This is a genomic window from Agrobacterium sp. LAD9 (assembly GCF_003031125.1).
Classification (GTDB): domain Bacteria; phylum Pseudomonadota; class Alphaproteobacteria; order Rhizobiales; family Rhizobiaceae; genus Agrobacterium; species Agrobacterium radiobacter.
The window spans coordinates 272,855-296,533 of record NZ_PHGS01000025.1; the positions used below are offsets into that span (position 1 = coordinate 272,855).

The 23,679-nt window shown below is 59.9% G+C and carries 20 protein-coding genes; 12 read left to right on the plus strand and 8 right to left on the minus strand.

All coding sequences use genetic code 11. The annotated features are described in order from the left end of the window. Positions 1-135 precede the first annotated feature (135 nt). Together DA915_RS22720 and DA915_RS22725 are read right to left on the minus strand one after the other, a co-directional pair. Entirely contained in the window at positions 136-1,332 is a 1,197-nt protein-coding gene (locus DA915_RS22720) for a polysaccharide biosynthesis/export family protein (RefSeq protein ID WP_107677390.1), read from the minus strand. Positions 1,333-1,747: 415 nt separating this feature from the next. Then, positions 1,748-2,872, minus strand: a complete 1,125-nt coding sequence (locus DA915_RS22725) for a glycosyltransferase family 4 protein (protein ID WP_003506450.1) — start codon at positions 2,870-2,872, stop codon at positions 1,748-1,750. A gap of 504 nt (positions 2,873-3,376) precedes the next feature. On the opposite strand from DA915_RS22725, the gene DA915_RS22730 reads away from it, so the two are divergent. From DA915_RS22730 to DA915_RS22750, 5 genes are all read left to right on the plus strand, one after another. Beyond that, on the plus strand, positions 3,377-4,903 hold the full coding sequence (locus tag DA915_RS22730) for an ABC transporter substrate-binding protein (protein ID WP_107677391.1): 1,527 nt from the start codon (positions 3,377-3,379) through the stop codon (positions 4,901-4,903). 106 nt (positions 4,904-5,009) lie between these two features. Next, positions 5,010-5,951, plus strand: coding sequence for an ABC transporter permease (locus DA915_RS22735; protein ID WP_162729863.1), 942 nt, complete (start codon positions 5,010-5,012; stop codon positions 5,949-5,951). Next, the gene (locus DA915_RS22740) at positions 5,951-6,826 is read left to right on the plus strand and encodes an ABC transporter permease (RefSeq protein WP_003506456.1); all 876 of its coding nucleotides are present in this window, start codon (positions 5,951-5,953) and stop codon (positions 6,824-6,826) included. Before DA915_RS22735 ends, DA915_RS22740 begins: the two co-directional genes overlap by 1 nt. Before the next feature lies 1 nt (position 6,827). Further along, complete coding sequence (locus tag DA915_RS22745; RefSeq protein WP_080864912.1) at positions 6,828-8,051, plus strand: amidohydrolase/deacetylase family metallohydrolase; 1,224 nt, start codon at positions 6,828-6,830, stop codon at positions 8,049-8,051. An 84-nt stretch (positions 8,052-8,135) separates the two neighbouring features. Then, positions 8,136-8,630, plus strand: a complete 495-nt coding sequence (locus DA915_RS22750) for a RidA family protein (protein WP_003506459.1) — start codon at positions 8,136-8,138, stop codon at positions 8,628-8,630. A 6-nt stretch (positions 8,631-8,636) separates the two neighbouring features. On the opposite strand, the gene DA915_RS22755 is transcribed toward DA915_RS22750, so the two are convergent. Next, positions 8,637-9,473, minus strand: a complete 837-nt coding sequence (locus DA915_RS22755) for an IclR family transcriptional regulator (protein WP_192886639.1) — start codon at positions 9,471-9,473, stop codon at positions 8,637-8,639. A gap of 89 nt (positions 9,474-9,562) precedes the next feature. Between DA915_RS22755 and DA915_RS22760 the strand changes: the two genes are divergently transcribed. Continuing rightward, positions 9,563-10,759, plus strand: coding sequence for an aminotransferase class V-fold PLP-dependent enzyme (locus tag DA915_RS22760; RefSeq protein WP_107677538.1), 1,197 nt, complete (start codon positions 9,563-9,565; stop codon positions 10,757-10,759). A 49-nt stretch (positions 10,760-10,808) separates the two neighbouring features. Beyond that, complete coding sequence (locus DA915_RS22765) at positions 10,809-12,644, plus strand: ABC transporter ATP-binding protein (RefSeq protein ID WP_107677394.1); 1,836 nt, start codon at positions 10,809-10,811, stop codon at positions 12,642-12,644. 6 nt (positions 12,645-12,650) lie between these two features. Here the strand turns inward: DA915_RS22765 and DA915_RS22770 are convergent, their stop codons facing one another. Then, entirely contained in the window at positions 12,651-13,280 is a 630-nt protein-coding gene (locus DA915_RS22770; protein WP_107677395.1) for a glutathione S-transferase family protein, read from the minus strand. Position 13,281: 1 nt separating this feature from the next. Beyond that, the gene (locus tag DA915_RS22775) at positions 13,282-13,647 is read right to left on the minus strand and encodes a helix-turn-helix transcriptional regulator (protein ID WP_107677396.1); all 366 of its coding nucleotides are present in this window, start codon (positions 13,645-13,647) and stop codon (positions 13,282-13,284) included. Between the two features lie 211 nt (positions 13,648-13,858). Between DA915_RS22775 and DA915_RS22780 the strand changes: the two genes are divergently transcribed. The 4 genes from DA915_RS22780 to DA915_RS22795 are packed head-to-tail and all read left to right on the plus strand — an operon-like array spanning position 13,859 to position 18,711. Beyond that, the gene (locus tag DA915_RS22780) at positions 13,859-14,710 is read left to right on the plus strand and encodes an ABC transporter substrate-binding protein (RefSeq protein WP_107677397.1); all 852 of its coding nucleotides are present in this window, start codon (positions 13,859-13,861) and stop codon (positions 14,708-14,710) included. Continuing rightward, positions 14,707-15,834 carry an LLM class flavin-dependent oxidoreductase gene (locus DA915_RS22785; protein WP_107677398.1) on the plus strand — a complete coding sequence of 376 codons (1,128 nt, stop codon included), beginning with the start codon at positions 14,707-14,709 and terminating at the stop codon, positions 15,832-15,834. The genes DA915_RS22780 and DA915_RS22785 overlap by 4 nt, the downstream gene beginning before the upstream one ends. A gap of 29 nt (positions 15,835-15,863) precedes the next feature. Further along, positions 15,864-17,696, plus strand: a complete 1,833-nt coding sequence (locus DA915_RS22790) for a TRAP transporter large permease subunit (protein ID WP_099087148.1) — start codon at positions 15,864-15,866, stop codon at positions 17,694-17,696. 16 nt (positions 17,697-17,712) lie between these two features. Continuing rightward, the gene (locus DA915_RS22795) at positions 17,713-18,711 is read left to right on the plus strand and encodes a TRAP transporter substrate-binding protein (RefSeq protein ID WP_107677399.1); all 999 of its coding nucleotides are present in this window, start codon (positions 17,713-17,715) and stop codon (positions 18,709-18,711) included. Between the two features lie 69 nt (positions 18,712-18,780). Here the strand turns inward: DA915_RS22795 and aztD are convergent, their stop codons facing one another. Together aztD and DA915_RS22805 are read right to left on the minus strand one after the other, a co-directional pair. Continuing rightward, positions 18,781-20,031 (minus strand): zinc metallochaperone AztD, encoded by a 1,251-nt coding sequence (gene aztD, locus DA915_RS22800; protein WP_107677400.1) that lies wholly within the window; start codon positions 20,029-20,031, stop codon positions 18,781-18,783. Positions 20,032-20,326: 295 nt separating this feature from the next. Then, complete coding sequence (locus DA915_RS22805) at positions 20,327-21,838, minus strand: aldehyde dehydrogenase (NADP(+)) (protein ID WP_107677401.1); 1,512 nt, start codon at positions 21,836-21,838, stop codon at positions 20,327-20,329. 244 nt (positions 21,839-22,082) lie between these two features. On the opposite strand from DA915_RS22805, the gene DA915_RS22810 reads away from it, so the two are divergent. After that, entirely contained in the window at positions 22,083-22,436 is a 354-nt protein-coding gene (locus DA915_RS22810; RefSeq protein WP_003506481.1) for a hypothetical protein, read from the plus strand. A 28-nt stretch (positions 22,437-22,464) separates the two neighbouring features. On the opposite strand, the gene uxuA is transcribed toward DA915_RS22810, so the two are convergent. Further along, complete coding sequence (gene uxuA / locus DA915_RS22815; RefSeq protein ID WP_107677402.1) at positions 22,465-23,673, minus strand: mannonate dehydratase; 1,209 nt, start codon at positions 23,671-23,673, stop codon at positions 22,465-22,467. Between the last annotated feature and the right edge of the window lie 6 nt (positions 23,674-23,679).

The following is a 23,679-nucleotide window of genomic DNA, read 5'->3' on the forward strand; positions in this document are numbered from 1 at the left end:
TTCAGGGGGCAGACGGTTTCGGTCCGTGCCGAAAGCCCATGCTTGATCACGTTCACCTTCGCCGCCGGTTCCGGCCAAAGAAAAAGCCGCCTCGTTTCCGGGGCGGCTTTGGTACAAGTGGCGAGAAACCGACGATCAGAAGGCCCGGATGGCGTTGCGCGTGGCAAGCACGTCCTCGGCAACATTGCCCGTCGTTGCCGGAACGGAGCCGACGAGATCCAGGAACTTGTAGAGTTCGGTAGCCTGCGAATTGGTGACGTAGATGATGTCGCGATCCTGCATCGGGAACTTGGTGGCGGCGAAGAAGGTCGACGGATCGCGCAGATTGGCGCGAAAGATGACCGGAACGTCCTGTCCGGGGAACTTGGACGTGTTGATGCCGAGCTTCAAGAGAAGATCGCGCTTGACGATACGATAGACATAGACCTGGGCGGGGTCGGCACGGGAATCGAGCAGCCCGCCCGCTTTGCCGAGTGCATCCGAAAGCTTGAGATCGGCATCCTCGAACTCGAAACGTCCATTCAGGCCCGAAGCGCCGAAGGCGAGATAGGTGCGGCGCTCACGCTCCACCATGATCGTGTCGCCCGGAACCACATAGATGTTTTCGGACGGCGTGCTGACGAGGTGGTTGTAGTTGACGCGCGCGGTCTTGCCGCGGCGGATCAGCGTGACATAGGATTCGATATTCGGGGCGCTAAGGCCCTTTGCATAGGAGATAACGTCGAGAACGCGATCTCCTGCTTCCGAAAGCTGAACCTTGGTCGGCTCCTTGACGTCACCCAGCACGGAGGCCTGCGCGGAGCGGCTGGAAATCTTGGTGATGAGAACCTGCGGCTCGATGGCACGGTTGGCGAGCCGTTCCTCGATTTCGCTCTGGACATCCTCGACATTGCGGCCGGTGGCGCGAATCTTGCCCGCATAGGGAACGCTGATATTGCCTTCCCGGTCGACCGTCTGGTTCGGCAGGCTGATAAAGTTGCCGGGACGGCTGCCCGCGTCGTTCGGGATAAACAGGCCGCCGGCCTGGCTTTCAAAGATCGCGACCTGCACCACGTCGCCGACACCCATCGGCAGGGCCGGAACGCCGCCCTTGCCGCCGCCGAAACTGCCGAGCAGGGTCGTGGTTGTGGTATCGCCGACATAATTGAGAACGGCGCTGTTGATATCGAGCAGCGCGTAGTCGACACCTGCGGTTTTCTGCTTGTCCTTGGAGGCGAATTTCACGGAAGCGTTAGATTCGATCGACGCTGCATCGGGCCCTGAGGCCGCTGTAACCGTGCACCCCGCCAGTGCTGCGGAGGCAAGCAGAATCGAAACATTCAATAAACGCATTTGGTCCTCGAAATGAATGCCGTCCGAAAAGCAGAAATAATCCGGACATCGTATAAGTTTTTAAAAATAAGCACTTCATAAATGACACCGGTAAAGAAAATCAAAACCGGCATTACATCCGTTCAGCGGAATCGCATCCCGAGATGTTTACGCCTCCCAATCAGGCATATGCCCAGTTTCAGGCGATGCTTCAAGTTCATCATCGCTCAACTGCGCCGAAAAATTTCGGGCGAGGCACGATGTTTTAATCCCCTGATGGTGTCAGTATTGTTGTGCTTCAATATTCAGTCGGCTGCCATAATCTCTTTGATTACCGCATTGCGCTAGTGCAGTTTTGTCACGCTTGCGCGGTTTCTTTTGCGGTTGATTCAATTGAGTTCTAATCAATTGTTTTATAAATGTTTTTATTAGCTCGTTATGCCCGCTCAGCCAGCGCGAAATTCACGGTATCCGCAAATTCCCGCAGGAAACGCTCACGTGAGAAGCGAGCGGCATTGTTGATGCAGGCGTTCTTGTCGAAGCGATCGGAATTGTCGACGAATTCCTGTACGGCGGCGCAGATCGCTTCCGGTGTCTGCTCACCGAAATAAAGGCCGGTCGGATGGTTGGAGGCGCCGAGAGGAACGACGGTTTCCAGCACGCCACCCTTGCCATAGGCGATGACCGGTGTGCCGAGCGCCTGGGATTCGACGGGCACGATGCCAAAATCATCTTCTGCCGCAAAGACAAAGGCCTTGGCCTCGGCCATATATTTGTGAAGCTCCTCATTGCCGACGAAACCGAGGATTTCGACATTCGGCGCGGCGATTTCGCGGATGCGTTTCATGTCCGGTCCGTCGCCGATGACGACCAGTCGTTTGTCCGGCATCTTTGCAAAGGCTTCCACGATAAGGTGCACCTTCTTGTAAGGCACCAGCCGCGACGCCGTGACGAAATAGTCGCCCTTGAGGTCGGACGGGGAAAGATGGGACGTGTCCACCGGCGGATAGATCACGGTGGAATCGCGGCCATAACACTTGCGCACCCGGTTGCGGATGAATTTGGAATTGACCGTCATCAGGTCGACGCCGTTGGCGGTGCGGATGTCCCACATGCGGATATAGTGAAGAACGGCGCGCGCGATCCATGAGGCGAAGCCGCGCGTCAATCTGGTTTCCTTGAGATATTGGTGCTGCAGGTCCCAGGCGTAGCGGATGGGGCTATGGATATAGGAAACGTGAAACTGGCCCGGCCCGGTGATGACGCCCTTGGCGACCGCGTAGCTCGAGGAAATCACCAGATCATAGCCGCTCAGATCGAACTGTTCGATGGCGAGCGGCATCAGCGGCAGATAGGAGCGATATTTTTTTCGGGCGAAAGGCAGTTTCTGGATGAAGGAGGTGTTGACGGGACGCCCGCCGAGAAACCCCCGGTCGCGCTCGCTCATGAAATCGACGAGGCAGTAGAGGTCCGCGTGAGGATAAATTTCAAGAAGGTTGTGAAGCACTTTTTCGGCGCCACCTCTGTCGGTGAGCCAGTCATGCACGATTGCCGTCTTCATAATTTCCTCAATAATTTCAACGTAATAAAAATTAATGTTCCGCCCTGGAATAAAGTTCGGCGGTGTAGAGTATCAGGTCTGTGTGCAGCCTTTTAAAATACGGCTGGCGGCGGAGAATGGCGTAACGAATAATAAAAATGTGCTGGTATGTGTGTGGTGATCTGATGTCGGTCCGATCTTTAATAGCACTTTGTTCGCAAATGCGAAATATCCAACCGACTTAATTCCCTTTCTTCCTTTACAGCCAAACGCCAGTCGTCATTCCCGCCGTCCCGGCCGGAAGGGATGGATTCTATCGCACGCTGTCTTTTTGGGTGAAATCCCCATTTTTTCATTGCCTTAAACCCTGCCGCCACCTTTCGCAAAAACCCGTCTTTCGTTTCGCCGACTACGGAAACCCATCGTCGTGCCGCATTGTCATTGACACGGCGACTTATCGAGATATTCTGTTATAAAGATGCATATAACATAATAATGGAACACATAAGAGCTGGGAGCTTGATCATGAGACGTAAACTTGCATTTCTTGCCACCGCCGCTTTGCTGCTTGCGCCGGGTGTGATGATGGCTCAGGAAAAGGGCGGCGTCATCAATGTCGCCACGATCGGCGAGCCGCCGACACTTGATCCCATGGCGTCTACCGCCGATCTCGTCGGCATCGTCACGCAGCATATTTTCGAAACGCTCTATACCTTCGACAAGGGCTGGAAGGTGACGCCGCTTCTGGCGGAAAGCCTGCCCGAGATCAGTGCTGATGGTAAAACCTACACGATCAAGCTGCGGCAGGGCATCAAGTTCCATGACGGCAGCGACATGACGTCCGAAGATGTCGTCGCCTCGCTTGGCCGCTGGATGAAGATCGCCTCGCGCGGCAAGCAGGCAGCCGGCTTCATCGAAAATATCTCCGCGCCTGACGCAGGGACGGTGGCGATCACCCTCAAGCAGCCCTATGCGCCGCTGACCTCGCTGCTCGCCTTCAACAATTCGGCGGCGATCATCCTGCCCGCTGAAAAGCAGGCGGAGCCAATGGCCGAATTCATCGGCACCGGTCCCTATATGCTGAAGGAACGCAAGGCCGACCAGTATATCCAGCTCGTCCGTTTCGACGGCTATAAGTCCCGCGACGGCGAAAGCGACGGTTATGGTGGCGCACGCCATCAATATCTCGATGAAATCCGTTTCGTTCCGGTGCCCGATCCGAACACCCGCGTCGAAGCCGCTGTTTCCGGCCAGTATGACTATGTTGATTCCATTCCGGTGGAATCCTTCGACAAGGTGAAGTCGTCGTCGGCGTCGCAGCCGCTGATGCTGAAGCCTTTCGGTTTCCCGGTCTTTGTATTCAACACCAAGGAGGGGCTTTCTTCCAAGCTTGAGGTCCGCAAGGCGGTAACCGAGGCGCTGAACATGGAAGACATGCTGGCAGCCGCTTTCGGCAGCAAGGATTTTTATGCGCTTGACGGCGCCTATTATCCCGACAATTTCTCCTGGCACACGGAAGACGGCGTCGAGGGCAACTACAATGTCGGTAACCCGGAAGCCGCTGCCGAAAAGCTCAAAGCGGCCGGTTATAATGGCGAGCCGCTGCGCATTCTCACCAGCCGCCAATATGAGTTCCACTACAAGATGGCGCAGGTTGCCGCGGAATATCTGAAGCTTGCCGGCTTCAAGGTGGATATGCAGGTGGTGGACTGGGCGACGCTGACGCAGCGCCGCGCCGACCCGAAGCTCTGGGACATCTACATCAGCCACAGCCCCTTCCTGCCTGAACCGGCGCTGATGGGCGCGCTTTCGACCAGTTCGCCGGGCTGGTGGGACACGCCGACGCGCAAGGCTGCGGTTGACGCCTTCACCTCGGAAGCCGATCCGGACAAACGCATCGCACTCTGGGCCAATGTGCAGAAGACGATCTATGCCGAGCTGCCGCTCCTCAAGATCGGCGACTTCAATGCCGTGGCGGCCAAGTCCAACAAGCTGGAAGGCGTCGATCCGGCCCCGTGGCCCTATTTCTGGAATGCCTCGGTCACGAAATAAGGCCAGGACGGCAATCGGGTGCCGGGCTGCCGGCACCCTTCAGCAGTTTCGCTTCAACTATCGCGCATGAGTGGTCCGCCGCTTGTGCCATTGGGAGCCCTTATTCGTGATACGGTATATTTTCCAGAGACTTGCCGGAATGGTCGTGGTGATGTTCCTCGTCGTCACCATTGTCTTCGTCATTTTGCGCGTCACACCCGGGGACCCGGCCGCCGTGATGCTGGGGCCGGATGCCTCGGCGCAGGACATTGCGGAACTGCGCACCCGGCTCGGCCTCGATCAGTCGCTTGGCGTGCAATACGTCTATTATATCGGCCAATTGATGAAGGGCGATCTCGGCCAGTCGATCTTTCTCAACATGCCTGTTGGATCGGCCCTGCTGGACCGGGCGGAGCCGACCTTCTTCCTGACGATCTTTTCGCTGCTGATCGCCAGCGTCATCGCGCTTCCGATCGGCATCTATGCCGCTTATCGGCGTGGTTCCTTCGTGGATCAGGCCGCAACCACGGTCGCGATGCTGGCGGCGAGTATTCCAAGCTTCTGGCTCGGCCTCATCCTCATGCAGGTCTTCGCCGTCCGGCTCGATATGTTCCCGGTATCGGGTTATGGCGGTCCGGGCGCGAGCTTCCTTGAGCGCATGTATCACCTGACCCTGCCGGCAATCGCGCTCGGCCTCGTTTCATCGGCGCTCATCCTGCGCTTCACCCGTGCCTCGATGCTGGATGTTCTCGGTGACGATTACGTCCGCACTGCCAGAGCCAAGGGCGTAAAGGAACATCGGGTGGTGATGAAACATGCGCTGAAGAACGCGCTCATCCCCATTCTCACCGTGCTCGGGCTGACGGCCGCCGTGCTGATTTCCGGCGCTGTCGTCACGGAAACCGTCTTCGGCCTGCCGGGTGTCGGCAATCTCGTCGTCTCGGCAGTGCTCCGGCGCGATTACCCGGTCATTCAGGGCGCGCTTCTCGTCATCGCCGGGCTTTACGTGCTCATCAATTTTGCAATCGACATGCTGTATCTGCTGGTCGATCCGAGGGTTCGTTACTGATGGCCGATATTACCTCCACCGCCCCGCCGGCGCGCAACCCGAGCATCCTGTTCATTCGGCGTCTGCTGAAGCGCAAGACGGTTGCCGCCGGTCTCATCGTTTTGCTCATCTTCGTGCTGCTTGCGGTTTTCGCGCCGATGATCGCGCCCTATTCGCCGTCGAAACTGTCGATCGTCAATCGCCTGAAACCGCCGAGCGAACTCTACTGGTTCGGCACCGATGAGTTTGGCCGTGACGTCTTCTCCCGCACCATCTACGCCGGAAGGCTGTCGCTTCTGGTCGGGGCCGCGGTGGTGGCGCTTTCGGCGCTGATCGGCATCACGCTCGGCCTGCTCGCCGGTTTCTTCCAGAAACTGGATACGCCGATCGCCCGGCTGATCGACGCCATGATGGCCTTTCCGGATATTCTGCTGGCGATTGCGCTGGTCGCCGCGCTCGGACCGTCGCTGACGACTGTCATCATCGCTCTTGCCGTCGTCTACTCGCCGCGCCTTGCCCGCATCGTGCGCGCCTCGACCTTGGTGATCCGCGAATTGCCCTATGTGGAGGCGGCCAAGGCGCTTGGCATTTCCACCTTCCACATCATGACGCGGCATGTGCTGCGCAATCTCGTCTCGCCGATCCTCGTGCAGTGCACCTTTCTGTTCGCCAGCGCCATGCTGGCCGAGGCCGGCCTTTCGTTTCTGGGACTTGGTGTCAGCCCTGAAATACCCACCTGGGGAACCATGATTTCCGCCGGCCGCCAATATATCGGTCAGGCCGACTGGATGACCTACTTCCCCGGCTTTGCCATCATTCTTTCCGTGCTCTCGCTGCAAATGGTCGGCGACGGGCTGCGGGACATGCTCGACCCAAGACTGCGAAGGGATTTGTAATATGACGTCCGGCGAACAGGCGAAAGCGCCTCTTCAAGCTCCCATTCTTCTCACCAATGTCAAACCCGTCGGTTTCGGAAAGGGGGCGTCCCAGGCCTCGACCGATATTCTGATCGGTGGCGATGGCAAGATTGCCGCGGTAGGCTCTGCGCTGCAGGCGCCCGCGGATGCGCAGCGTATCGACGCCAAGGGCGCCTTCATCTCGCCCGGCTGGGTCGATCTGCACGTCCATATCTGGCACGGCGGCACCGACATCTCCATCCGCCCTTCCGAATGCGGGGCCGAGCGCGGCGTGACCACGCTGGTGGATGCCGGTTCGGCGGGTGAGGCGAATTTCCACGGTTTCCGCGAATATATCATCGAGCCCTCGAAGGAACGCATCAAGGCCTTCCTCAATCTGGGTTCCATCGGTCTCGTCGCCTGCAACCGCGTGCCGGAACTGCGCGACATCAAGGATATCGACCTTGATCGAATCCTCGAATGTTACGCCGAAAACAGCGAGCATATTGTCGGTATCAAGGTGCGTGCGAGCCACGTCATCACCGGCTCCTGGGGTGTGACGCCGGTCAAGCTCGGCAAGAAGATCGCCAAGATCCTGAAAGTGCCGATGATGGTGCATGTGGGCGAACCGCCGGCACTCTACGACGAGGTGCTGGAAATTCTCGGCCCCGGCGATGTCGTGACGCATTGCTTCAACGGCAAGTCGGGCTCCAGCATCATGGAAGACGAGGACCTGTTCAACCTTGCCGAACGCTGCGCCGGTGAAGGCATCCGGCTGGATATCGGCCATGGCGGCGCATCCTTCTCCTTCAAGGTGGCGGAAGCGGCGATTGCGCGTGGCCTTTTGCCCTTCTCGATCTCCACGGATTTGCATGGCCATTCGATGAATTTCCCGGTCTGGGATCTCGCGACGACCATGTCGAAGCTGCTGTCGGTCGATATGCCCTTCGAAAAGGTGGTCGAAGCCGTCACCCGCAACCCGGCCTCCATCATTCGCCTCGATATGGAAAACCGCCTCGATGTCGGCCAGCGCGCTGATTTCACTGTCTTCGATCTTGTCGATGCCGATCTCGAAGCGACCGATTCCAATGGTGACGTGTCGCGTCTGAAGCGCCTGTTCGAGCCGCGTTATGCGGTCATCGGCACGGAAGCGATCACCGCCAGCCGCTATATCCCGAGGGCGCGCAAGCTTGTGCGCCACAGCCATGGTTATTCCTGGCGCTGACCCCGACTGGAACGGCGGAGGGCATTGCCTTTCGCCTTCCGCAGACACGACGGGATACCCGTCCCGGCATTATGAGGAATTCGCGTGAAACAGTCTTCGCTTGATGCAGAAGAGCATCTTTCGCCCTATGACCGGCTTGCCGCGCTCGGCATCTCCCTGCCGCCGCCGCCGCCGCCGATTGCCAATTTCGTCACCCATGTGGTGGAAGGCAACATGCTTTACCTCTCGGGGCAGGGGCCGCGGGAGGAAAACGGCCATCTTTACGCCGGCAAGGTGGGCGCGGAAATCGGGCTGGAAGAGGCCTATAACCATGCGCGCCTCACCGGCATCAATCTGCTTGCCGTCATGCATGAGGCGTTGGGGGATCTGGCGCGGGTGAAGAAGGTGGTCAAGCTGCTCGGCATGGTCAATGCCGTCAGCGATTTCCGCGATCATCCGAGCGTCATCAACGGCTGTTCCGATCTCTTCATCGACGTGTTCGGCGATGCGGGACAACATGCCCGCTCCGCCGTAGGTTTCGGCTCATTGCCGGGCAATATCACCGTCGAGATCGAAGCGATCGTCGCGCTCAAGGGGTGAGGCTATTTAATGGTTGCGCCAGCCCATCAGCTTTTCGATCCGCTCCGCCGAGACCCTGACCTGTTCGGTGTAGTGGTTCTCGTCCGCCAGCACCTTCTGTTCCGGCAGCACGATGGAGATCGTCGCGACGCATTCACCCCTGTTATCGCAGATCGGCGAGGCTATGCAGGCGACGGCGTAATCGGATTCGGCGACCTGTATCGACAGCCGGTCATGAAAGGCGGCCGCCGCCGATTGCGACAGGGTCTCCGGGTTGATCTCCGCGCGGCCAGTCGGCGAAGAACGGGCGCAGCGCCGAAAAAGCTCGACACGTTCCGCCTCCGGCAGATGGCCGACCAGCAGGCGGCCGGACGCGGTCCAGTTCAGCGGAACACGGGTGCCGACGCGGGACGCGACCTGGAAATGGCTCGGCCCATCGGCCATGGCCAGAACAAGCATATGGTCGCCGTCGCGACCGCAAAGCTGGACGGTTTCGCCAGCGTGGCGGCAGAGATCATGCATTTCATGCGTGGCGACACCCATGAAATCCAGCGAGCGGGCATAGGCAAGGCCGTAGTGATAAAGCCGCGCGCCGAGCCAGATATTGCCGTCGGCATTGCGGGCCAGCATGTTCTTTTCGACGAGATCGTCGACGATCACATAGACGGTGGAAAGCGGCGCCTTGATTGCCTTGGCGATGGCGTAAGCGCCAGCCGGCGATCCGGTTTCGTAAAGATAATCAATCACCTGAAGAGCGCGGTCGATGCCGCTGACGCGCGAGCGTTTGGCCCCCTTCGCGTCCGGGGTTTCTTCCGTGGGAGACACGGCGGTCGAAGGCATTTCGTCCAGCTTATGGGCGTCCAATTTCCGGCTCCTCATGAATTTTGAGAAGCTATTACATTATTATGGCATATATGTCGATGCCCAACGCATCGCAAAGACAGGAGAAAGACATGACCGAGGATATCAGAAGCAGGATCGGCCTTCGCCCGGTCATCAACGTCTCGGGCACCATGACCTCGCTCGGCGCTTCCATCGTCGTTCCGGAAGCGGTTGAAGCCATGGCGGCCATCCTGCCGCAATTTGTCGAGATCAACGATCTGCAGCGCAAGGCAAGCGCGGTGATTGCGAGGCTGACGGGCGGCGAGGCCGGTTTCGTCACGGCCTCCTGCTCCTCCGGTATCAGCCTTGCGGTGGCGGGTGCGATCACCGGCAACAATCTTCTGGCCATCGAAAAGCTGCCCGATGTGACGCCGGAAAAGAACGAGGTTCTGGTGCAGATGGGCCATGTGGTGAGCTATGGCGCACCGGTGGATCAGGCCATCCGGCTTGGTGGCGGCAAGGTGGTGCTGGTCGGGCAGGCGACATCCACCCATCGTTTCCACATGGAAAACGCCATCACCGAAAAGACGGCGGCGGCAGTTTATGTCGTTTCGCACCATGTCGTCGACTATGGCCTGCTGCATCTTTCCGAATTCGTCGAAATCGCCCATGCCAAGGGTGTGCCTGTCATCGTTGATGCCGCTTCCGAATATGACCTGAAGCTGTTTCTGGCCACGGGCGCGGATGTGGTGCTCTATTCCGGCCACAAGTTCCTCGGCGGCCCCACGTCAGGCATCGTGACCGGCAAGAAAGAACTGGTGCGCAACGCCTTCCTGCAGAATATGGGCATTGGCCGCGGCATGAAGGTCGGCAAGGAGAGCATTTACGGCGTCATGGCGGCGCTAGAAGCCTGGGAAAAGCGCGACCATGCCGGCATCCGTGAGCGCGAGACCGGCTATCTCAACCTCTGGAAAAAGACACTGGATGGACGCCCCGGCGTGACGGCGCTGATCGAGCCCGACCCGACCAACAACCCGCTCGACCGGATGCGTGTCATCATCAATGCCGAAGAAGCGCATATCACCGCCTGGGACCTGACGACGGCGCTGGCCAGGGGTAATCCGCCGATCATCACCCGCGACCACGAGGTGGAGCACCGCTATTTCTATCTCGACCCATGCAACCTTCACCCCGGACAGGAAACCATCGTGGCTTCGCGTCTGGCGGAAGAACTGGATAAGGCACGCGCCTCCAACGAGGTGATCGCCACGCCATTCGAAGACCGCAGCCGCCACCGCTTCGACGGCATGCTGCGCTGGCCGGACTAAGGCTTGACCACTGGCGCCGCCAAAACCTAACGACAAGAAGGGAACGATCATGACCATGCCGCAGGCAGCACCCCTTGGTGCTGAAGATGCCGTGCTTTCCGTCCGCAATCTCACCACGTCCTTTCACGTGGACGGCGGCTGGAAACCCGTGGTGCGTGATATTTCCTTCGATGTTGGGCCGGGCGAGACGGTCGCAATCGTCGGTGAAAGCGGATCGGGCAAAAGTGTTACCTCGCTCTCCATCATGCGGCTGCTGGATCGTGAAAGCAGCAGGGTTCAGGGCGAAATCCTGCTCGGCGGACGCAACCTGCTGTCCCTTTCCGAAGAAGCCATGCGGCGGGTGCGCGGCAACGAGGTTGCGATGATCTTTCAGGAGCCGATGACCAGCCTCAATCCGCTGTTCACCATCGGCGACCAGATTTCCGAGGCCCTGCTGTGCCACCAGCCCATGTCGAAAGCGGATGCCCGGGCCGAAACGATCCGCCTTCTCGAAAAGGTCCGTATTCCCTCAGCCGCCTCGCGTTTCGATGAATACCCGCACCGCTTTTCCGGCGGCATGCGTCAGCGCGTGATGATCGCGATGGCGCTTGCGTCCCGCCCGAAGCTGCTGATCGCCGATGAGCCGACGACCGCGCTCGATGTGACCATTCAGGGCCAGATACTGGACCTCATCAAGACGCTTCAGGAAGAGGAAGGCACGTCGGTTCTGTTCATCACCCATGATATGGGTGTGGTGGCTGAGATCGCCGACCGCACCGTCGTCATGTATCGCGGCGAGCAGGTGGAAGTCGGCGCGACGGCTGATATCTTCCATCGCGGCAAACATCCCTATACCCGCGCGCTTTTGTCCGCCGTTCCGGTTCTGGGTTCCATGACGGGTGAGGAAAGACCGCTCCGGTTTCCCATCGTCAACACCACCACAGGCGAAACGCAGCAGCCGGCGCGCCCGGGCGATACCGTCGACGCGAGCGCTCAGCCAGTGCTCAAGGTGGAGGGGCTGACCAAACACTTCGATATTCACTCCGGTTTGTTAGGCCGGCTCAGCGGTCGCGTGCATGCGGTGGAAAACGTGTCCTTCGATCTGCGGGCCGGTGAAACATTGTCGCTGGTGGGCGAAAGTGGTTGCGGCAAATCGACGACGGGACGAGCCATCATGCGGTTGATCGAGCCGACTGCCGGTTCGGTGGTGGTCAATGGCGAGAATATTCTCGCTCTCGACAAATCAGGCATGCGCGAGATGCGCAAGACGGTGCAGATGATCTTTCAGGACCCATATGCCTCGCTCAATCCGCGCATGACCGTGGGTGCGGCGATTGCCGAACCCTTTCTGGAACACCGCATGGGAAGCGCCCGTGAGGCGAAGGATGTGGTGGCCGATATGCTCAAAAAGGTTGGTCTCTCGCCCGATATGGCGGTGCGTTACCCCCACGAATTCTCGGGCGGTCAGCGGCAACGTATCTGCATCGCCCGCGCGCTAGCGCTCCAGCCGAAGGTGATTGTCGCCGATGAGAGCGTTTCGGCGCTTGATGTTTCGATCAAGGCGCAGGTGATCAACCTGATGCTGGATTTGCAGCAGAGCCTCGATCTCGCCTTCCTGTTCATCAGCCATGACATGGCGGTGGTGGAACGCGTCAGTCACCGTGTCGCGGTGATGTATCTCGGCGAAATCGTCGAGATCGGCCCGCGCGCGGCGGTGTTCGATAATCCGCAGCATGACTATACCCGCAAGCTGATGGCTGCCGTGCCGGTGCCGGATCCGGATCGCAGGAACACACGGCGTGGTGCGGCAAATGACGAGCTGAAAAGCCCGATCCGCGCGGTCGACTACGTGGTGAAGCCGCGTGAGTATCGCGAGGTCTCGCCCAGCCACCTTGTCGCCTGCTGAAGCAGGTTAAAGACCCGGTACGTCGGAAGTCGCGAAAGGCACGCGGTAACCGCGCTGGAAGGTTTCGCGTTGTCCGAGCTGGCGATACCAGCGCTGTACCGCCGGATAGTCGTCGAGGTCGATTTTGTGACGCGCGAAACGTGAGACCCATGGCCATATGGCGATATCGACTAGGGAGAAATCTCCGGCGATGAATTCCCGGCCCATCAGTCGGTCGTTCAATGTCCTGTATAGCCGCTTCACATCCGCGGCGAAACGCGTCTCGGCAAAGGGTGCCTGTCCGGCATTGTACGTCAGGAAATAGTGGGCATAACCGAGTGTGGGGCCAAAATTGGCGCCCTGCCACATCAGCCATTCGGTGACGGTCAGCCGCGCAGCAGTGGAGGCAGGCAGGAGCCGCCCGGCTTTTTCGGCGAGATAGATCAGGATCGCGTTCGATTCCGTCAGGATGGTGCCATTGTCGCGATCAATGATCGCCGGGATTTTCGAGCCGGGATTGATGCGGGTATAATCGGCTGAGAATTGCTCGCCTTTTTCGATGTCGATGGCGTGTCTGACATAGGGCAGGCCGAGTTCTTCCAGCGCAATCGAGATTTTCAGGCCGTTGGGAGTGATCCAGGTGTAAAGGTCGATCATACTAATCGAACATCGCCTCATCTAATGGCAAAGCCCGCCTGCCTTTCTTGCCGGTCACGTCGGATAGGTCGGTATAAAGACCGCGCAATGTCAGAACCAGCTGGACGATGCGCTGATCGGTGACACGGTAAATCACCTGTTTGCCTTCCCGCTCGCCTTCTATCACACCGGCGTCGCGCAATTCGGCAAGCTGCTGGGAAAGCGTCGGCTGCTGGATGCCGAGTTCGTATTCCAGTGCGGAAACGGAGGCTTCCGTTTCCATGAGATAACAGACGATGGCCAGGCGATTGGCATTGGCGACAAGCTTCAAAAGCTCACTCGCCTCCACCACGCTGCGGCAGATGAGATTGGAAACCGGTTTCGTCACGACTACAGGCCCATTTTTCAAACTATAAAAAAGTAAATTGTATTGCGATAAATTTCAATGGCTTGATGAAGCTCACTTTGGTCAGATCAAGCATTTTTTAAAATCTACAGGATTAGTAGATTTCTCTTTCGCTTTCCGGCGGAGGATCGCCAAAACGTTCCTCGAAAACACTCTATAAAAAAGTAGATTGATTGCGAAATGAGGTGTCGACATGAAAATCGGGGTCCATCCCAACAATCTGCATTTGCGGCTCGCCCGGCTCTGGCCCGGTGCTTTCAAAGAATTTGATCCGGAATTCGTGCCCTATCGCGAGGGGCGCGATACGGCGGCGCTTCTGGAAAAGGGCGACATCCATTTCGGCGGTACGGGCTCGACGCCGCCCATCGAGGCGGATGCGCGCGGGCTCTCCGCAGCCTATATCGCTGCCTCGGCCCCGAGACCCGCAAATGGCGCGATCCTCGTGCGGCGCGACAGCCCGCTCCGCTCCGCCGCCGATCTCTCGGGAAAGCGCATATCGCTGATCGATGGCTCTTTTCATACCTATCTTCTGGCGCGCAGTCTGGAAGGGGCCGGGCTTGGTCTTGCGGATGTTACGCGCATCGAAAGCGGCGACAGCGACAGCCTGCACGATCTAGTCGGAGGCCGCGTCGATGCCTGGGTGACGATGTCGCCACGGCTCGAAAAAGCTCTTACGCATGACGGGATCAATCTTCTGGTCCGGTGCGGCTCCACCATTCCCAACCGCTCGCTGTTCTGGACGCTGGCACGCCACGACATAACACCGGAGACAAGGCAGGCGCTTGCGGCGGAACTCGACCGTGTCGGTCGGGCCGTGATGGCGGATATCGACGGGGCCGCGGCTCTTCTCGCCGCCGAGCCGGGCAGCGAGGGTGACGCGCAGTCATGGGCAAAGGTGCTGCGCTCGCGCGATCTTTCGGTAGTGCCCGCCGCCGAAAATATCCTTGCCGAACAGCAGGAGGAGGCCGATACGCTTTACAGACACGGACATTTCTCTTTACCGGTTCTGACGGGTCAATCAGCCAGCGTGGGAGGCGACAGATGAATATTTTCTGGTACATGTGCGCGCCCGATGGCGCTTATCCCTGGCAGCCGGAAGGGTCCCGCAAGGTCGATCTCGGTTATTATAAGCAGCTGGCGCTTGCTTACGACCAGCTTGGTTACACCGGCGCCCTTTTTGCCACCGGCGCGCATGACGTCTGGGTGCTGGCGGGTGCGCTGCTCTCCTATACCGAGCGGCTGAAACTGCTGGTCGCCATTCATCCGGGCCTGATCGCGCCGACGCTGCTTGGCAAGATGGCGGCGACGCTCCAGGAGTTTTCGCGCGGACGCCTGCTGATCAATGTCGTTTCGGGCGATGCGAAGATGCTCGGCGCCTATGGCATGACCATGCCGCATGACGAGCGTTACGAGATGGCGGATGAATATCTGCAGATATGGCACCGGCTTTTCGCCGGTGAGACGGTCGATTTCAAGGGCCAATATTTCCAGACGGAGGGCGCAAAGCTCGCTCTGCCAGTGGGGCAGGGCATAGAGCCGCCGCCGCTCTGGTTCGGCGGTTCGTCGGATAAGGCGATCGACGTTGCCGCCAAACATGTCGAGACCTATCTCTCATGGGGTGAAACGCCGGACCAGATCGGTGCTAAGGTCGATCTGGTCAAGGCGCGCGCGGAAAAGCTCGGCCGCGAGCTGGAATACGGCATCCGCCTTTATGTCATCGTCCGCGATACGGATGAAGAGGCATGGGCCGCCGCTGCTGATCTCTATGGCCGTATGGATGCGGCGGCGATTGCCGCCAACCAGCGTTTCGTCGGCAAGACGGATTCGGTCGGCCAGCAGCGCATGACGGCGATGCATGGCGGGCAGAAGCCTGAGAACCTGCGCGATCTTGAAATCGCGCCCAACCTCTGGGCCGGCATCGGTCTTGTTCGGCCCGGGCCGGGAACAGCGATTGTCGGTTCGCCGGATACTGTCATCCGCACGCTGGAGGCCTATAAGAAGGCGGGCGTGAATACCTTTATCCTTTCCGGCATGCCATTGCTCGAAGAAGCTTTTCGCTTCGGCGAAAAGGTCCTGCCGCGTCTTGACGTGTCGCGTGAAGTCTCGTCGGCGAAACAATTCACCTGGTCGACTTTGTTCGACCGCGACCTCTCGGCAAAGGCCTCCTGAGCATGGCTTTGGGAGTGGAGAAGAAAGACATGACGGCAAGTCCGGCAACGATATCAGCACAAAGGCGCATCGGCCCGCAACGCGTGGCCGAGCGTGTGCTCGCCGTTCTGGACAAGGCGCTCGGTGCGGTCGCCGCCGCAATCCTTGCCACGCTTCTCGTGGTGGTGCTGGTCAATGTCACCCTGCGTTATCTGTTTCACACCGGCTTCATCGGTGCGGAAGATCTCGGCATCTGGCTGCATGTAGCCATGATTGCGGTCGGTGCGCCGCTCAGCCTCAAAAGCGCGCTCGCCATGCGGCTTGATGTTTTCGTGCGGTTCCTGCCTGAACGGTTTCACGCCGCGACCGAAGTTCTGGCTGATGCCTTCTCCTTCGTAGCGGCGCTCATCCTCGCCTTCGGCGGGGTTGAAATCGCGGCGATGCTGGGCGGTACTTCTCCCACGCTCGGCCTGCCGGAATGGGTGCGTTTCGGCTTTCTGGGTGCAGGTGGCGCGCTGATCCTTCTTTATCTGGCGCTACAGCGCGTTAGTGAAGGCAAGGTGTTTGCCGTTCTCGCGTCGCTCGCCATCGCAGTCGTGGCCTATGTCGGCCTGCCGGAAGTTTTCGTCGATACGACCCTGCCGCCAAGCCTGTTTCTGGCGCTGACGGCGGCGCTGGGGCTGGTGCTGGCGGCACCGCTCGCCCATGCTTTCCTCGCCGCGGCCTATGTGGCGATCGCCTTCGGCAGCACCTTGCCGGAGCCGGCCATCGTGTCCTCGACCGTGACCGGCATGTCGAAATTCCTGCTGCTTGCCATCCCGTTTTTTCTGCTCGCCGGCAGCCTGCTGACGGAGTCGGGCGTCGCCAACCAGCTGGTCCGTTTTGCCGCCTCCATGGTCGGCCACCGGCGGGCGGGGCTGGCGCAAACGACGCTGTTGACCAGCGTGCTGTTTTCCGGCGCCTCCGGTTCTTCGGTCGCCAATGCCGCCTTTGGCGCCTCCACCTTCCAGCCGGAACTGGTGAAGCACGGTTATCCGCCGGCGCAGGCCGGGGCGATCATCGCCGCCACCTCGGTGCTGGATAACGTCATTCCGCCCAGCATCGCGTTTCTTATCCTCGCAACGGCCACCAACCTTTCGGTCGGCTCGCTGCTGGTTGGCGGCTTCTTTGCCGGCGGGCTGATGGCGGTTTGCCTAGCGGTAGCGATCCATTTCAGCGTGCGCAGCGTCGATACTTTGCCGCGCGCCACGGGAACGGAGCGATGGCGCTCGGCCATCGCCGCCATACCGGCCTTCGGTCTTGGCGTCATCGTGGTGGTCGGCATCCGCATCGGCATCGTCACCACCACGGAGGCCGCAGCACTTGCGGCGCTTTACACGCTGCTTCTCGGCTTCGGTTACCGGCTGGGTGCGGGCCGCATTTTCGCGACTTTCCGCCAATCCGCCGGTGAGGCAGCGGCCATCGGTCTTTTGATCGGCACGGCCGGACCTTTCGCCTTCCTGCTCGCGGTCGATAATGTCTCCGGCCTTGTCACTGACTTCGTGACGTTACTTGGCGGCAGCAAGATCGCAGTGCTTCTGCTCTCCAATCTCATCCTGCTCGTGGTTGGTCTGGTGCTAGATATCGGTGCAGCCATCCTGCTGTTCGGGCCGATCCTGCTGCCCGCTGCCGTGGCAGCCGGCATCGATCCGATCCATTTCGGTGTCATCCTGGTGGTCAACCTGATGATCCACGGCCTGACGCCGCCACTCGGCATGCTCATCTTTGTGGTCAGTGGTGTCACCCGCATTCCGGCGACAGCACTGTTCCGGGCCGTCGTTCCCTATCTCGCCTCTCTTCTCGTTTCCCTTGCCATTTTGTGCGTCTGGGCCATTTTCTTCTAAATCCGGGGTTTTATTCATGACTATTATCGATCGCCGCAATCTCCTCAAACTCTCCGCCTTTGGCGCGGCAACGCTCGCCGCACCGGCCTTCATTCGCACCGCACATGCAAGAACCCGCAGCCTGACCGTCGCGTCGCTTTTTGCCGACGACAAGCCGGAAACGAAGATCTGGGTGAAGATCAGCGAGCTGGTGGAGGCGAAACTGCCCGGCCGTTTCCGCTTCAACATCGTCAAGAGCGGCGCGCTGGGCGGCGAAAAGGAAGTGGCGGAGAATATCCGTCTCGGATCGGTTCAGGCGAGCCTCTCCACGGTTTCCTCGCTTTCCGGCTGGGTGCCGGAACTACAGATCCTAGATCTGCCCTTCCTGTTCCGCGATGCCGACCATGTGCGTAAGGTGGTGACGGGCGAAACGGGCAACGGGCTGAAGACGAAACTCGCCGCGCAACAATTCGTCGCCGCCGATTTCATCAATTACGGCGCACGCCATCTGCTGACCAAGGAACCGGTGATCCGGCCGGAGCAGCTGGAAGGCAAGAAGATCCGCGTCATCCAGAGCCCGCTGCACACCAAGCTCTGGAGCGCCTTCGGCACCACGCCGGTCGGCATTCCAATCACCGAAACCTATAATGCGCTGGCGACCGGCGTGGCTGACGCCATGGACCTCACCAAATCTGCCTATGCCGGCTTCAAGCTTTACGAGGTCGTGCCTTATATGACCGAGACCGGCCATATCTGGGCCTCGGGCGTCGTCTATTATGGCGCGACCTTCTGGAACCAGCTGGATGATGAGGAAAAGAAGGTGCTTTCGGAAGCCTCCAGCGAAGGCGCGCAATATTTCAACCAGCTGATCGTTGAAGACGAGACGAAGTCCGTCGAGCTTGCACTCTCCAAGGGCGGCAAGGTGCTGCAGCCGGAAGCGCTGGATGAATGGCGCAAGGGTGCTCAGGGCGTCTGGCAGGATTTCGCCGGCATCGTCGGCGGTATCGAGAAGATACAGGCTGTGCAGTCTGCCTGAGGATACGTCTCTTCAAAATTAGAAAACCCCGTGCGTCTGTCGGGCGCACGGGGTTTCTTTGCTTTGGTATCAATGCGAAGCGCCGGAGCCGCCGACGGCGACGATGGAATAAGGCTGGCCTTCCACTGCGACCGTGCGGGTTTCCTTCAGGCTTTCCCCATCTACCACGCGGATGAGTGAATGGCGCGGATCGGAGATCGCGACCTGCCCATCGGCAACGGCCAGACGCGGGCGCGGATCACGCCAATGGCCGTCCTTGCTGTAGGGCTCGGTGACCTTCGCCTTGCGGGTAATCGCGCCTTCCAGCACGTCAAGCACGTGCAGGTCGCCGTCTTCGGTCAGAATATAGGCGTTGCGCGGATTAGCGGGATCGAGAATGAAATCCACGCGCCGGGTCGGCAGCTCCACCAGACGGAAGGCGTCCTTGCTATCCGGATCGATCAGGACGACCTTGTCCTCACCGTAATTGCCGAGAAAGAACTGCATGGATTTGCCGCCAAGCAGTGTGCCGGTATAGGCTTTCGGGAAATCTTCCGGATAGGCCAGCATTTCAAGCTTCGGACCATCGGTGCCGCCGGGGCGGGCAACGAGAATGCCTTCCTTGCAACCGAAGGCGACAAGCCGTGCGGACGTCGCCTCGCCATGCAGGTCGGTGCATGCCGCCTGCTCGCCAACCTGCTTGCCCTCCCTGTCGAGAACGCGCAGTCCGATGCGCGGCGGCAGTGTATCGGGTTTCGTTTCGATCTCGGTATTCGGCACGGAAACCAGAACGAAGCGCCCCAGCGTCACCGCCACGCCGTGATGCGGCGCTGTCGTGTCGACGGTGCGGACCTTGGCCTTGCCATCCAGCAAGGCCGCCTCGTCGATGATGTCAGCCTTGCCGCCACGGTCATAAAAAAGGATCGCATGGTCGTCATGCGGCACGACGTGAAAAGGGCGCTTGCCTTCGAAGGTGACGGGTAAAAGCGCGGTATCCTCCACATCCAGATCGCGATGTTCGCCATGATCCGAGAAAACGATGCCGGTCTTGATCACATGCACCATGTCGGCATCCGATTGCGTAGCGAAAACCGTCTTGCCGGAGGCGCTGGCGGTTAACGCCGCATAGCCCTTCAGATCGTAGCGCCCGAGCTCCTTGCCGGTTTCGAAATCTATTGCGCGCACCACCGGCTGGCTGTGATCGGCAACGAATAGCCGCCATTCCTTGATGCTGTCACTGCTTTCTTCTGCCAGCGCCATGCCTGGAACGAGCGGCGTGGCAAGCGCAAGGCATGTGGCGAGTGCGCTCATACCGAAATGGTGATGAAGGGAAAATCTCATGGTGTTCCTTCCAGACGTTGTCATCCTCATACGGGTTCGAACCGATAGCGGGTCTTTGAGAATGAGTGTAATGTTATTACGTTACGAGAGACGTATTAGCATTATGCGCAGGGTCCATGTCAACCGACGTGGACGTCGTACTGCTGAAAATCTGGAAAGTGTGTATCGGTGAAGCGTTGAAGCTTCCGTGTCAGGCCGCAAACGCGACGTCGTCCTCGGGCTTGACCCGAGGATGACGGAAGCGGAGGTTCCGGCGCTGAAGGCAGGCGCATTGCCGCGCCTGCCTTTTCAGTGATTAGCGAATGTCTTCCGGCAGAACATCCAAAGGAATGTTCTGATAAGAGACCGGGCGCATGAAGCGGCGGATCGACATGGTGCCGACCGAAGTTGCGCCGAAGTTCGTGGAGGCCGGGTAGGGGCCGCCGTGAACCATGGCTTCGGAGACTTCAACGCCGGTCGGGAAGCCGTTGGCGAGAACGCGGCCCGCCTTGCGTTCCAGGATCGGCAGCAGCTTGCGGCCGAGTTCGGCATCGCCGGCATCGAGATGCAGGGTTGCCGTCAGCTGGCCTTCGAAGCTCTTGGCGACTTCGATCATTTCTTCTGCGCTTTCGACCGTGACGATCAGGCCGAGCGGTCCGAAGACTTCTTCTGCGAGTGCATGGTTGGCAACCCAGTCCTTGCCGGCAACACGGTAGAGATAAGGTGTTGCATTGCGCAGGTTGCAGGAGGTGGTCAGCACGTCGCGCACGCCGTTACCGGCAGCGATGCGGTCGCGGCCATCACGATAGGCCGAAGCGATGCCATCGGTCAGCATGACCTGCGGGCCGACTTCGGAAAGAGCAGTACGCGCGGTTTCCGCGACCGTGTCTGCCTGCGAGGCAAGAACGACGGCAATGCCCGGATTGGTGCAGAACTGGCCGGCACCCATGGTGAGCGAACCCGCCCAGCCCTTGGCAATGGCTTCACCGCGAGCAGAAACGGCTTCCGGCAGCAGGAACATCGGGTTGACCGAACCGAGTTCGCCGAAGAAGGGGATCGGCTCGGGGCGCTGGGCGCAGAGGTCGAACAGCGCGCGGCCGCCGGCGAGCGAACCGGTGAAACCGACCGCCTTGATGCGCGGATGCTGCACGAGCGCGGAACCGACATCGCGGCGGCCGCCCTGGATCAGCGAGAAGACGCCGGGATGCAGATTATGCTTCTTGACGGCGGCGAGAACGGCTTCGGCAACGATTTCGCCGGTGCCGGGATGGGCGGAGTGACCCTTGACAACCACTGGGCAGCCGGCCGCCAGAGCCGCTGCGGTGTCACCGCCGGCCGTGGAGAAGGCGAGCGGGAAGTTGGAGGCGCCGAAGACCGCAACGGGGCCGATCGGACGCTGCATCAGCCGGATATCCGGGCGCGGCAGGGGCTGGCGATCCGGCAGCGCTTCGTCATGGCGACGGTCGAGATAGTCGCCCTTGCGGATATGCGAAGCGAAGAGACGGAGCTGGCCAACGGTGCGGCCGCGTTCGCCCTGCAGGCGTCCTGCGGGCAGGCCGGTTTCGGACGAGCCGATTTCGGTGATGGCGTCGGCGCGGGCTTCGATCTCATCGGCGATGGTGTCGAGGAATGCGGCGCGCTCTTCGCGGGTGGTATAACCGTAGCTCCAGAAGGCTTCTTCGGCAGCTTCACAGGCCGCATTCACCAGATCGACGGTGCCGACCGAAAAATCGAAAGCTTCGCCATGTGCAGGCTCGCTGCGGAATTTTGCTTCCGTTGCGACCCATTCTCCTGCAACCAGATGTTTGCCGTGCGGCTTGAAACTCATTGTGCTCTTCCCTGAAAATCTGATCCTGTGTGGAAAATCCACCCGACACCGTGACGCCAGACCGAAAAGCGACAGCGCAAACGCCATCAGCCGCGATCCTCGCCCGGTTGCCTTCTGCCTTAGCCCGTGTGGGGCTTGAGCGAAAGCCGGTTTTTCAACTATCTGACCGAAAAGTGTGATTAATTGGGCGAGGCGTGAAAAAGACCCGCTTCCGTTTACGCGCACGGCGCTTTATTGTGACGCCATGATGACAAATAGACTTCCGAAATATGTCGCCTGGTCGGTTCTTCTGCTGATCGTGATCGTTACAATCTGCCCGATCGGATTTCGGCCGCACACGCTGACGACTGTTGGCATAGACCGCGCCGCCGCCTTCGCCTTCTGCTCTGCCGCCTTCGTGCTGGCCTATCCGCGTTATTGGCTGGCGATCATTATGGCGGGCATTGTCGCGGCTTTCGGGATCGAGGCGCTGCAATTCCTGTCCCCGACACGTCATCCGCAGCTGACGGACGGCGCCGTGAAAGCCGCTGGAGCGGTTGCCGGTGGACTTGCAACCTTCTCCTATCTCTTTTTCCGGGCGCGGTTGACCGCAGGCTGACGGAACCGTCCGCGGTCAATTCTCCTGTTCAGCCTTTGCCGTTCGCAAGACCGAAACGGCTGTGCGACAGCGTGCGCTCGATGCCGCGCAGTTCCGCAAGCCCCTTCAGCCGGCCAATGGCGGGATAACCGGGTTGCGCGCCGCGCGTCAGATCGTCGAGAATTTCCTGGCCGTGATCGGGGCGCATTGGAATGGTGTGGTCTTCACGGCCCTCTGCCCGGCGGCGCGCCTCTTCGGTGACGAGTGCGGCGATGACGGCGACCATGTCGGTTCCGCCTTCCAGATGCTCGTCTTCGAAGAAGGAGCAGGGCACGGTGTCGGTGTCGCGCGTCACGTTGCGCAGATGCACGAAATGGATGCGGTCGGCAAAACGGCTGGCGATGAAGGGCAGGTCGTTATCCGCCCGCGCGCCGAGAGAGCCGGTGCAGAGCGTCACGCCATTGGCGCGGCTATCGACCTTTGAGAGCATATGGGCATAGTCGGCTTCGGTGGAGAGGATACGCGGCAAGCCGAGCAGCGGCCACGGCGGATCATCGCCATGGGCGCAGATGTTGATGCCGACTGCCTCGGCAACCGGCGTCACCTCCGAGAGAAAGTCGACCAGATTCTGCTGCAGCCTTTCGCGGTTGATGCCGTGATAGGAGCGCAGCTTTTCCAGAAGCTGGGCGAGCGTATAACCATCCGCCGAGCCCGGCAGACCCGCGCCGATATTGCGCCCGAGCGCTGCGATTTTTGTATCCGGCATCTCAGTGAAGCGTTTTGTCGCTTCCTCTACCAGCCAGTCCGGATAATCGGCCTTTGCGTCGGGGCGCTTCAGGATGTGAATGTCGAAGGCGGCGAAATCGGTAAGATCGAAGCGCATCGCCTTCGCGCCGTGTTTGGTTTCCCAGCGCAGGTCGGTGCGGGTCCAGTCCAGCACGGGCATGAAATTGTAGCAGACGGTGCGGATGCCGGAGGCGGAAAGGCGGCGCAGCGTCTCCTGCCAGTTGGATATATGGGTTTTCCAATCGCCGGTCTGGGTCTTGATATCCTCGGAAACCGGCACGCTTTCCACCACGTCCCAATAAAGACCGCCGGCCTTGATGGCCTCATGCCGTTTGGCGATTTCGTCGACCGGCCAGACGTCACCGGTGGCGATGTGATGCAGCGCGCTGACAATGCCTTCCGCCCCCGCCTGAGCCGCATCCTGAACCGTGACCTTGTCGACCGGGCCGAACCAGCGCCATGTATGTCTCATCTTAAG